This window comes from Aliikangiella coralliicola, from assembly GCF_007004725.1.
In the GTDB taxonomy this organism is placed as follows: Bacteria; Pseudomonadota; Gammaproteobacteria; order Enterobacterales; family Kangiellaceae; genus Aliikangiella; species Aliikangiella coralliicola.
The window spans coordinates 259,087-272,478 of sequence record NZ_ML660165.1 but is presented as its reverse complement, the minus strand read 5'-3'; the positions used below and the strand labels follow the sequence as shown (position 1 = coordinate 272,478).

General features: G+C 43.3%; 4 protein-coding genes. 3 read left to right on the top strand and 1 reads right to left on the bottom strand.

Annotated features, from left to right (window positions below; genetic code table 11):
• Positions 1-345 precede the first annotated feature (345 nt).
• Both FLL46_RS14485 and FLL46_RS14480 read left to right on the top strand, forming a co-directional pair.
• Positions 346-723: a DUF3592 domain-containing protein gene (locus FLL46_RS14485; RefSeq protein ID WP_142894579.1), complete on the top strand. Its 378-nt coding sequence runs from the start codon at positions 346-348 to the stop codon at positions 721-723.
• Positions 724-1,005: 282 nt separating this feature from the next.
• Positions 1,006-1,608 carry a hypothetical protein gene (locus FLL46_RS14480; protein WP_142894577.1) on the top strand — a complete coding sequence of 201 codons (603 nt, stop codon included), beginning with the start codon at positions 1,006-1,008 and terminating at the stop codon, positions 1,606-1,608.
• A 175-nt stretch (positions 1,609-1,783) separates the two neighbouring features.
• On the opposite strand, the gene FLL46_RS14475 is transcribed toward FLL46_RS14480, so the two are convergent.
• The gene (locus FLL46_RS14475; protein WP_142894575.1) at positions 1,784-2,962 is read right to left on the bottom strand and encodes a hypothetical protein; all 1,179 of its coding nucleotides are present in this window, start codon (positions 2,960-2,962) and stop codon (positions 1,784-1,786) included.
• 635 nt (positions 2,963-3,597) lie between these two features.
• Here FLL46_RS14475 and FLL46_RS14470 point away from each other — a divergent pair.
• Positions 3,598-13,317, top strand: a complete 9,720-nt coding sequence (locus tag FLL46_RS14470; RefSeq protein ID WP_142894573.1) for a fibronectin type III domain-containing protein — start codon at positions 3,598-3,600, stop codon at positions 13,315-13,317.
• Positions 13,318-13,392 lie beyond the last annotated feature (75 nt).

The following is a 13,392-nucleotide window of genomic DNA, read 5'->3' as shown; positions in this document are numbered from 1 at the left end:
TGTAGAGGAAATGTTTCAGCTCCCTTCATATAATGGTGATTGAGTCACAGTTTTTCGATTGATGTTGACGAAATATTACTAGTGTTAAAATTTTTAATTAGCTAATAGTTAAACAGGAAGCACCGTTGAACGCGACCACAGCTGAATGTGGCCATGAGGGGATTTTAGAAAAAACTGTAATTATTCACACTATTTGATTTATACCTGTATTTTAAATGGTAGGATATGAAATATTATTTTTCCTCGCACGTCTATTTATTCAACTACAAGATCTCAAAAATTATTGAATAGAGGGTTTATTGATTGAAAGGTATTAAAGTCTTTTTCCCAATAATAGGTATCGGTATGCTCGTTTTAGTATATTTTCTTACCTTGAAAACACAGGCTTTTTTGGATAATGCCTATGTCACGAAAGGTGAGGTAATAGAGCTTATTGAATCGAGCTCGTCTGATTCTAATGCAGTTGCGCCGTTGGTCACATTTTTAAATGATAAGGGGCAATATACCGAATTTGTATCGAGCCACGCCTCTTACCCTCCGGCCTACGAAGTTGGTGAGTTGGTTGATGTTTACTACTTGCCGGAAAAGCCGGATAGTGCAAAAGTTGGTGATTTTTTCTCAATCTGGGGGTTGCACTTAATCTTTGGAATTCTAGGATGTGTGTTTTTTAGTGTTGGCGTGTTATTTATCCTTGTCGGTTATGTGAATTCTAAAAAAACATAGTGTTCAAGGCAATTGAAATAAGATTGCTAAGTAAATATTTTGAGATAGGCGCTTTTATAGCTTATTTACTTTCGCTCGGGGGATCGTTATCTATGTGTATAACGTCCGCACATACTTTAAACATTGCAAAAGGATCGAAGTCTCGCAACTCAAGCAGAGATTAGCTATCTACAAAAAATACGGTTATGGTTAACATGCCTCAGCAGGATGCTAGCGCAATCAGCAGGAAGCTCTGGCGGGGTAACCGTCTATTTTGAATTCGCTCTCATGGAATATCGTATTATGTTAGATAATTTGAAAGTTATTACTAATTGGTTAACTAAGCAAATTGTGGCGGTGTTGATTGCTCTTGCATTAGGATATCTCGTCATCGATAAGGCTTGGACATATTTTGAAAGTCGAGAGAGTGAACTGAAGAAACGAGAGTCTGAACTCTTCCAAAAAGAAATTAAATTTGCCAAGCAAAAAGCTGAGTTAGAGGTGAAAGCAGAGCAGTTAGACTTGAAGGCGAAAGAACTTACTAAGCTCAAAAATGAAATTGATAGAATTCGCTCTAAAAATGATGAAGGGTTAAGGAAAACGGGTTATGAAAAACACATCGAAAACCAAAGGGTAATCCTTCAACAGTATGTAGATAAATATTTGACCGATTACTCGCATGTGGATTTTGGTGAAAGTGTAGGGTGTAATGTGGAACTATATAAAACAAAAAAGAAAGCAGAAGCATTGCTTGATATTATTTATCAGACAGCCCAGACTAGTAAATTGGCATTTTCACACTTCATAAAATTTGTTCAAAAACAAAGAGGAACAATGATAGTTGTAGAATCGTTTGATGATTGTAACCTTGCGGTGGAAACCACGGCAGGAGAATTGCACCGTTAGCAAACTGAGCTTGGAAATCTTAGTTAGACTGTCTAATTATGTCGAAACTGTTATTTTTAAACCTCTAAAAAATATCTAAATCATCAAACTTATTAAGACGAAAAACAGCCAACTTAGGAAACTTTATTTCATTAAGTTGACTGTCTGCTTATGAGCTACTCACTACCGTTTTTTCTTATTGAACTTCCCTGCTCTTAAAGTAGGCCGCTTTAATAACGGGATAAAAAACGCCTTTATTATTGTTTCTTGCGACTTCTACTGAAACCATATGACCGATTTTGTTGATACTACTATCCCACACTCCAAAGTGTATGTAGTTATGACCTTGAGTTTTAGAAGTATCTGAATGGGTCCAGCATCTCCTGGTATTGAAAGCATAGCTACTTTCCGCGCCGTACGGATCTTTTGTAATTGGCTTAATATGACCGTGATTTTCATAAATTAAAGTGGGCAGGGCTGAGTAGTAATTTGTCTTCATCGTAAATTGATAGTACTGCCTTGCGTGATTACCATGAGTATGGTCCTCATAGATAATTTGGCTATACTTGTCTGGCCGTGGGACGCCATCGATGCCAACATTGCTGTACAGCGCGCCAACACGTTTATCCACATTATTTTGAGCGGGGAATACACTTGCATCTGTCGCTGCTTCACTTCCCACCGTATTTGAATAAGACTGACCTTCGTAAGCTGAGGCACTATTACCCGGGTCTCCTTGTGTGAAATGCTGTCTAAAATCTAGCCCGCCTGTCGGACCAAGACTATCTGTCATGTAGCCAAAACCGAGAGCATTGGTGTACAACCCTTCAGCAGTAGCATGATTGTTAGGAGCAATGAATTTAGGACCCATGATTTCCCAACGCTTAGCATCCGCTTTTTTCCATTGAATAGACGTGCCGTCAATTGTTATTGTGAGAATACCGTTTTCATAGGTGTAGGTACCATTGCTCGTTAAGTAGTCATGGGTGGGGCGAGTCATGCGGCCCATATCATCATAGGTACACTCTTGCCCAGGGCCCGTTTCATTGCCTGGGTAACGTATTTCAACATTGGTATGTTTTGCGCTCAGAAAAGTATTGTAGTAACCAGTATTACCCGGCAAAGGCCTTATGTTAAATCGCGTATGAGTGACAGTACCGCCTTGCTCGTTAACTTCATTGAGCTTGTAGTAACCAATATTGACATTGTTCTCATAACCCTGATACCAACACTCATCACGAAGAACGCAGACCCTTGGTTTAAATTGGTGAACTTGATTATTGATAAGGTAAGTTGAGCCATCTGGCAGCGAATCGGCAAAAGATGTACCACTCGCAATTGCTAGCAACGGCACCAATTTCAAAATACTTTTCATAAATTTTCCTCTTTGATATTGAAGATAGTCTCATTGTCGCTGTTGAGAAAAAACGCAGAAACGAGACAGACCTACTATATCCAGGCCCATGCAAAGTTTGCTTGATTGGGGATTTAAACCTGGATGTCTGTATTCTGTTTTTTCTAACAAAATTACCGGTTAACTCAGCTGCTTGGGCGCAACAGAAACTTGTTTAAGAGCGGTTTGGAAAATATGATTTTAAGTTCATTATTATATTTCCCCGACTCTCGGAAATTAGTAGTTGCCGCCATAATGATCTAGACAAACAGTATAAGGAAAACCGACTTGCATCATATTAGGGGGGCTGGCGTCTGCTGCGGTATTAATTTCAGGACGAAAAATGTTAAAAACCGGTTACCACCGCCATGACCAGACTGTCTACTAAAGAGCGCTTAAAAAGATAGCAGCCATTACTAGGCTATCTACTTAAAAAGCAGATTATTAATATCCCTGGTGAGCCTATACATCTTACTTATTGTTTCTAAACAAAAAAAGTCGAAAATTTAAGAATTTTGGTCGAATATTTACGAACTTTCCCCTGCAAATTATCTCATTATCGCGGTGTTAATTACCTGTTATCGCTATTTAGGATTTGTTAATTCCGGGAAAAAATCATGTTCAAACAAATAAAACGACTTTGTCTCTTCTTGCTAATTGCTTTTAATCCGATATTGCCTTTGGGGTTGTCCAACGCCTGGGCGAATACCACCCAGGATTGTTTGCCACCAGTGTTATTTTCACATGGTGCTCCCGTGGCGAAACAAGCGCAAACGGAAAAAGCGGGTGAGGTCACAATCAAGTCTGGCCAAGCGCTTTCCAACTGTGGTGGAGGATCACCCGCAGCGCCTGGCAACATCATTTATCCGAGTACGAGCACAAGTGGTAGCTTTGCCGTGAGTTGGGATCCGAGCACAGGTTCTGTGAGCCAGTATCGATTAGAAGAGCGCAAAAACAGCGGTGCCTGGGTGCAAGTTTATGCCGGGATAATATCGGTTAAAACCTTAAGCGGTCGTGGTGATGGGAGTTATCAATATCGGGTGAAGGCTTGCCAGGGTGCAAACTGTAGCGGATATAGAACAGGTAACACGACAATGACGGTGCGTAATAAACCATCGACGCCAGCCGCACCTGGTAATATAAATTCTACCTCCACCAGCTATACAGTGAGTTGGAGTAAACCTTCTGGTTCGGTGACTTATTATGATGTGCAGGAGAGAGTCGGTAGCGGCAGTTGGGTCACAGTCGCCAGTAACCGAACAAGCACTTCACTGAGCCGCAGTGGTAAAAGTAATAACACTTCTTATCAATATCGGGTAAGGGCCTGTAACCAATATAGCTGGTCTTGTACATCTTATAGTTCAGCCAATAGTGTCAAAGTTGAATTAAAGCCAAGCACTCCGAGCCGGCCGGGCAATATTAACTCGACGTCAACCAGTTATACGGTGAGTTGGAGTAAACCTTCCGGTACGGTCAGTTATTATGATTTACAGCAAAGAATTAATGGTGGTAGTTGGTCGACAGTTGCCAGCGGCACGACGGCTTTGTCGAAAGCGTTTTCAGGTAAATCGAATAATACCCTTTACGAATATCGGGTACGGGCTTGTAATAGTTACTCTTGGGCTTGCTCAGCTTATAGTTCGGCAGCAACTGTTAGAGTTGAGCTGAAACCGAGTAGTGTAAGTACGCCGAGCAGCATTAATTCCACTTCAACCAGTTATACGGTCAGTTGGAGCAAACCATCAGGCAGTGTGGATTATTATAATCTGCAACAACGGGTCAACGGCGGCAGTTGGACAACTGTTGCGAGCGACACCACGGCATTATCAAAAGCTTTTTCAGGTAAAACCGATGGCAGTAATTACGAGTATCGCGTGCAAGCTTGTAATTCTTATTCCTGGGCTTGCGCTTCTTACAGTGGTGCCAATAGCGTTAAGGTGCGTTTAAAGCCGTCATTGCCTGGTGCGCCGACACGGCCATCCACTTCAACCGGTAGTGCTTCAATCAGTTGGACGAAACCCGGCGGTTTAGTGACTTACTATGATTTACAAAAACGCTTAAACAATACCGGCAGCTGGCAAACCGGAAGTAATGGGGTGACCACCACCTCTAAAACTTTAAGTGGATTAACCGATGGTGTCTGGGATTTTCGTGTCAGAGCATGTAATGAATTTTCCTGGTCATGCTCTAGCTACAGCAGTGCTTCATCGGATACCACTGTCCGTATTAAACCGAGTACTCCAGCTGCGCCTTCTGTTCCTTCAACTTCTACCGGAAGTGCCGCGGTAACATGGAGTAGTACAACCAATGCCACTTATTATGATGTACAAAAACGTCATAATGCCGGTTCATGGGTGACCGCAAAAAGTGGTGATACCGGTACCAGCGAAACCTTATCGGGTTTAACCGATGGCAGTTGGGATTTCCGTGTCCGCGCTTGTAATGGTTATTCATGGTCGTGCTCAAGCTATAGTGCAGCGTCATCTGCGTCCACTGTGCGTGCAAAACCAGCTGTACCTGCAGCACCAACTGTGCCGTCGACTTCCACTGGTAGTGCTGCATTGAATTGGAGTAGTGTCACTAATGCGAGTTACTATGATATCCAGAAACGTCATAACCTGGGCTCTTGGGTCACCGCAAAATCTGGTGATACTAATTTAAGTGAAACTTTATCAGGGCTTACCGATGGTAGTTGGGATTTCCGAATTAGAGCTTGTAACGGTTATTCCTGGGCTTGTTCGGGTTATAGCACTGGTATATCGGCAACCACGGTTCGTTTAAAACCAGCAGTTCCGGCTGCACCTACTGGGCCATTAACTTCGACTGGCAGTGCTGGACTCAACTGGAGTAGTGTGGCTACAGCAACCTATTATGATGTGCAAAAGCGAAATAATTCAGGTTCATGGATTACAGCTGTCACGGGTGATACTGGTCTGAGTGAAACGATTACTGGTTTAACTGATGGTAGTTGGGATTATCGTGTCAGAGCTTGTAATGGTTATAGTTGGGCTTGCTCCAGTTATAGCGCGGCATCAACCTCAAAAACGACTGTGCGTGTTAAGCCAAGTGCGCCAGCTCTACCAACAGGTAACCCAGCGACAGACACAGACGGCAGCTATTCGATTAACTGGGTGAAACCCAGTGGCACTGTCACAGTTTATGATTTGCAAGAGCGAGTGGATAACGGTAGTTGGGTTGCTATTGCCGATGATACAACGCTGCTGAGTAAAAGCGTGTCTGGTCGAGCAAGCGGAGATTACGATTATCGGGTAAGAGCTTGTAATGAATTTAACTGGGCTTGTTCAAGCTACAGTGGTGCCTCAACCGATACCCAGGTCAGACGTATTCCTGGTGTTCCTGCGATTAGCCAACCTACCGTTACTTCAACCAATGATTCGCAGTTTCAAGTGGCATGGAATAGCGTAACTGAGGCGACTTATTACACCTTACAACAAAGGAGCAGCGGCGGTAGTTGGAGCACACTAGCGGCGAGTCAAACCACGACCAATTTTAATGTCACTGCGAGTGAGAGTGGTGTTTATGAATACCGGGTGAAAGGGTGTAATGAATTTAGTTGGGCTTGCTCAAGCTATAGTGGATTAAAATCGATTGTCGTTTCACTGGCACCGGATTGGGCGTTAAAAACTAGTGCGACCGTCGCGGATGCTACTTTAGGCACTCTGACTGTGCCGAATAATCAAACTGTTGGCGCTCTGGAAGGGAACGGCGGTGTCTCTGGTGGTTCAGCCACTTACACTATTCCGATTGCATTGCCACCTGGTCGTGCCGGTATGCAACCGTCGGTGGGTTTAAGTTATTCCTCTCGTGGCGGCAATGGTGTAGCGGGTGTTGGTTGGAGCTTAAGCGTGGGCGGCAGCATTAGTCGTTGTTCAGCGACCCAGGCCCAGGATGGTTTTACTTCCGCACCACAATACGATGCAACGCGTGACCGACTTTGTTTAGATGGCCAGCGCCTGATAGCGACTTTCGGTGTTTATGGTGAAAATGGTACTGAGTATCGTACTGAGATGGATAGCTTTGCACGGATTACGCAAACAGGTGGTATTAATGCGACTACTTCAGAATTTCTGGTTGAAACCAAAAGTGGTCTAGTCAAAACCTATGGTGCATCGACAGACTCTCGTCATTCTGCACAAGGTCGCTCAGAAACCCTTACTTGGGCATTGACTGATGTGAAAGATCGGTCCGGTAATATGATGACATATCACTATACCAACCAAGGTGATGGAGAGTATTTATTATCGCAGATTAATTACACTGGTGAAGACGGTCAAAATGGTGTGAGTGGTCGTAACGGTAGTGATGGTAATCGACAAGTGGTGTTCGTCTATGAAGATCGAGAAGATAGTGCCGGCAATAGTGACTATCGCACCAGTTTCTTAGCTGGCGGGGAAACGCGTCAGACTCAGCGCTTAAAATCCGTTCAAACCTTTTATGACTCAACCATAGTGCGTGATTACAAACTGAGTTATGGCAATGTGAGTTTATCCAGTGGCCGAACCCTGCTGCGAAGTGTGCAGGAATGTGCTTACCTGAACTCGATTGAGTCTTGTTTAAGACCGACAAATTTTGACTGGCAAGAAGCGGTACCGAATTACGTATTTGAAAAGGTGGAGTTTGATAACGGCGGAACCATGACCGCGGCAAATAATCGGTCTCATATTTCTGAGTTAATCCCACGCGGTGATATTGACGGCGATGGTACCAGGGACTGGCCTTCGGTTGATACGGATTATGACCAGGTGAACGAGCCAGGTTTTAAAGTGAATGCTGAAAGAGAACTACTGGCGACTCATACTGAAGACACGGGTATTTGCGAAACCAATCAAGCTTATGACTTTTCGCGACATTGTTTCTCTGCCGACTTTAACCAGGATGGTAAAACTGATTTTAACAAATATATTGATAATGTAATTTACCTGCGCTACTCAGGGTCAAGCAACTGGGTGAACACGAATATCGATTTGTCTGGCGGCAATACCAAGATATTGAGCTTTTCCGATTTTACCGGTGATGGTTGGCCGGACATTGCTGTTTATGAGCCGTTGGTGACCAACGGTACACCACGCGTCTTTATCTATCCGAACAGCCAAAATGAATCAGCGCCTTTTAGCGTCAGTACCCGAGTTAAGGTTTTTGAACTCTCAGTGGCTAACCCTTATACCGATTTTGATTATTTGCAGACGGTATCTGAAGTGGGTGATATGGATGGTAATGGGTTACCGGATTTCTTGGTGACCGTAAAACGAAAGAGTTTGGGCAATTATCCAGGTTCACCGCGTCCTTCTAAATTAATCCTGTTGCATTCCCAACTCAATGGTGCCATCACTTTTGAAGAAGTGGATTTCACTGGGTATATCCAATTAGGAAGTCAGAACTGGATAGGTGAAGCTTACTTTTTCCATGATATTAATGGAGATGGTTTATCCGATTGGTTGGCAGTAAATACCAGCGCCAACTTGAGTTACAAGTTGAACCAGGGCGGCAGCTTTGAAAGTAGCTGGACTGATCTAGGTGTCGGGATTCCACTGCGGGATATGATGTATGAAAAGATCCCTGGAGAGCCTGAGGTTTACACTGTGCCTATTCAGGAAAAAACCATGCTCATGGATTACGACGGCGATGGTAAACCTGAGTTGTTGTATGCCGACAGTGTTGTTGCATCGAGCTGTACTTATCACTTGCATTACCCGAGTAGTGAATGGTTATGCGATGAAGAGTTATGGGGATTAGAGCAGACTCAATCTGGTGGCGTGATGCTAGAACCTGTCGATGGCGGCCGAATCGATATCTCTGCCAGAAACTATAAAGCCATTTATTTTGATGAACAAGCCGATGGCAGTTTCGCCACTCGTGTGGTGGATACCGATATTATTGCTTCGCCGACTGAGCGCATGGCACTTGATGTCACTGGTGATGGGTTACTAGATGTCGTGACGACTTTCACCTGTAAAGTGGGCCAGTGTACTTTTAATGCAGGCGCGGCCGCTCACGGTGGCATGCAGCAGGATTCATCTATTTTAGAAAACACGGTTTACATCAATCGTAATGTAGGCGCGGCGAGTAACAACAATAAATACGAAGCCATTGATGTGATGAAAAAAGTCACCAATGGTTTGGGGGTAGAAAATCATTGGACCTATCGTCCATTGGGAAGTGATGAATTTGACCAAAGCAGTTTATCATTTTATGACCCGGACCATGATTATGTGAATGGTGGTATTGATGCCAATGATACCGAGCATTTCCATTTTGGTTCCAACATGATGGTGGTGGCAGAGCATAAGATGAGCAGTGGTATTGGCTCGCTGAATGCAACCCAATATCGTTATCGCGGCGCGGTATACAATAACCAGGGGCGAGGCTTTCAAGGTTTTAGACGCATTATTGTGGATAATCCAACAGGTATTCGAGCGGTCACGGATTTCCATCAGAAGTTCCCGTTCGCCGGCCAAATTGAGACCGCGAAAACCTGTTTAACCAGCGATGCACAAGATTGTGGAAGTAATCCGATTACTCAAACCGATATCAGTTATGCGGAATTAACCACTGCCAACAATTCTGTCTACTGGATCGTACCAACCAGTAGTGTTGAGACAACGAACGATTTAAATACTCGCGCTCAGCTTTCGCAGAACGCCACCACCATTGACCCGAACGTTGATGTGGAAAGCGCTTATGGGAATGTGACCAAGTCAGTGACGACTATCGATAATGGTTTCAAAACTGTCACCATCACTAGTGAAAGTAGCTTCGATAACAAAGCCTCAACATGGTGGATTGGACGATTGGATGATATGACGGTGACGACTAAGACTACGACTGCACCGACTGGTGCCAGTGTGTATGACAGTAACCTCGATCCTGAAAAATCAATTAAAACCGAATATACCTACACTAATGAGCGCCTTGTCGACACAGTTACTGTTCGCCCGATTTTGGGTGGCGGTAAAGTCACGGAGGTTGATACCGATTACAATACTTATGGTTTGCCGATTTCGGTGAAAACTTATGAAGCCGGTCAACTCAATAATGCTAGAACGGTCACTACCACTTATTCTAACGACGGGAATAGTGTCAGTCTGAATGGATACTTCCCTTACCAAGTGACTAATAATTTAGGTCATACAGTTACTACCACGACTTATCCGGAGCATGGTCAAGCCCATGTAGTGACCGATGTAAATGGCTTAAGTAGTACTACTGAATATGATGCTTTTGGCCGTGTGCAAAAAATCACTCCGCCAACCGGTAGCGGTCAGCCTGCTTATAGTCGCTTTGCCTGGTGTGAAAGTGGCTGTGATACTGTTATTGCTTATGGGGATATCCAATATAAAGTCACCACTTACAGTGTTGGGTCGCCGACCACCGTTGAATACAAAGACCAGTTTAACCGAGTGCTGATTGCGACCACCGAAGGTTTTGAGGATAACACTCAAATCTATGTACGCACTGAGTATGATTCGTTGGGGCGTCAAACCGTTAACACGATACCATCTTTTTCAACCAGCGAATCTAAAGGTACCCGATTGACGAGTTATGATGATTTAGGCCGCGTTCTCACCAAAGAAGTTGACCAGGCCCATGACGGCAAAATGACGGTGACTTATGACTATAACGGGCATGTTACTAATATTGCTGCGACCGATGCTTTTAACAAAACATTAAACATGAGTCGTACTTATAGTGGTAATGGTCAGCTGATACAAACTACCGATGCATTAACGGGGGTGACTCAATACGCCTATGATGCGATGGGTAATCCTATTGTGATGCAAGATGCCAATGGCAATCCGATTAAAGCCAAATATAACGCGCTTAGTCAAAAGCTGTATGTGGATGACCCGAATATGGGCCGTAAAGATTTCACTTACACTAGCTTTGGGGAAGTGGATACCGAAACTGATGCGAACAATGATGTGTATAACTATGACTATGACATCTTGGGTCGTTTAGAGAAGCGCTATCTGAATACACAATTAGAAGCGAGCTTCAGTTTTGATACAGCACCAAAGGGCTCAACTGGCGGTCAGTGTATTGGTGTTCCAGCGCAAGAAGTCAGAGAAGATTTATCGGGCGGTGATAGTTTTAATCGCAGTTATGATTACGACAACTATTGCCGACCATTAGTTGCTACCACCCAGATTGATGGCGCCGATTATGTGATGTCGAATCAATATGATGGTAACTATGGTCGGGTGAAAGCAGTGACTTATCCCAATGGTTTAACTGCAACGAGTTTCTTTAATAGCAGAGGTTATCTCACACAAACCCAAAATGCGGCCACCGGTTATATCTACCACGAAGCGAAGGCGATGAATGCCCAGGGACAATTGATCCTGGCAGAAAAGGCTAATGGGGTGTTAACCGAAAATGCGACTTACACCCCTGAGACGGGGCAGATGACTGAGGTTTACACCCATACCACTAATTCAGGCAATCAGCGTCATCGAATCGAATATGTCTATGATGGGTTTGGTAATTTGAAAACTCAGGATGTGGAAACCATGCAGGGCAGTAATGTGGTGACCTCGATTGAGACATATCAATACGATGATTTACATCGCTTAACCCAGTCGAGTTTATCCATTGGAGGTGCCGCACAAACTCCGATTAATTACACCTACGATGCAGTGGGTAACCTCACCAGCAAGGATGATTATGGTAGTGGTTATGTGTACGGGGATTTAGCAAAGAGCAATGGGAAAGCTGGCCCCAATGCGGTGCGTAGTGTGAATAAAAATAACGTAGGCACAATCGAATTTAGTTACGATGATAACGGTAACCTGCTTACTGGTGATGGCAAAACCATGACCTACAATGCTTTTAATAAACCGCTTACGATCACTAAAAACTCAATTAAAAGTACCTTCTATTATGGCGCTGATCAGATGCGTTATAAACAGGTAAAAACCGGTCAAGCTAATGGCACTGAGACTACGATTTATATCGGTAAAGACTACGAGGTGATTAGTTATAACGGTGAAACGGCGAAGAAGGTTTACTTAGGTGATGCCATTATCACTGAGACTGAAAGTAACATCGTGGATTACAAAATCGGCTTTGTACATCGTGACCGATTAAATTCAGTGGTTACTATCACCAATGAAAACGGCGATGTGGTTGATAACAAAAGTTATGATCCGTTTGGAAAACCGAGGAAAGGGAATTTGGAATCTATTGACCCATTAGAGCCTGCTTCTTTAACTCGAGTGGCTGAATTGTATGGTGCTATCGGAACTGGGGATGATACTGAGTTGCATACGCGTCGTGGGTTTACTGACCATGAGCATTTGGATGATGCGGAGCTCATTCATATGAATGGACGGGTTTATGATTATAACCTGGGAAGATTCCTATCGGTTGACCCATTCATACAAGAGCCTGGAAATTCTCAGAGTATGAATCCCTACACTTACATCATGAATAATCCATTGGCTGGGACTGATCCGAGTGGCTATACGTCTAGAATCGGAGGAAGTCGAGGTGAGAATGAACATGGTAATTTATGTAGTAAAACAGCTAAAGGATGTAATCGGGGTAGTGATAGTCTTAGTACAGGTAATGGTGCTGAGCCTGGTAAATCAAATCAGCTTCTTAAGGATAATAGTTTTGCTGTTCCAGAAGAAATACACCCAGATAGAGACTTAATTCCCGAAAATGAGAGGATGTGTGGTTTTGCGAGAAATTGTAGTAGTACTCAAGGAATACAAATGTTCAATACTGGCGGAACAGAAAAAAGCGGTAGCTTGATAAGTGATGAAGCATATTATGGAGCTAAAGCAGCTTGCGGAAACGATGATGCCTGCAAAAGAGATGTTCAAAGACGTTATGAGAAAGAGATTAATGATTTACGTAGGGATAGGCCTATGGATCAATTAGAAGCTCCTGATGTAGTTAGAAAAACTAAATCTAAAAAAGCAAATATCAGGAAGTCAGTTAGTTCTACATTGAAAGTGAAACTCTCAAAGGTATTTAACCTTGTGATTACTTCTGATGACATAGATTTGCAAGCCGCAGAGAAAGCTGGAGGATTCAGCTTAAGCTTCGATACGAACGGTAAGGGCACAATACAATATGGAGATGGTGCTAAGTTATCAATTACAGATAAGAGTATAGCTGTTAGTAAGCAATTATTTAAAAAAATTAATGTATCATTAAAAACGGATGATTCTGGGACACTACATTGGAGTGCAACGGCCAAACTAGTAGGTGGACTTAGTGGAACTGCAAAAGGGTCCTTGGAATTAGATCCTAGAAATGGAATGATGAGAGAGCAGATTGAAATTATGAGATATCCAGAGAAGAGAAAGTAATAGAGGAGAAAAACAATGAGAGGATTGTATTATATACTATTTATATTTTTGCCATTCTTCGCTAGAGCTGAAGTT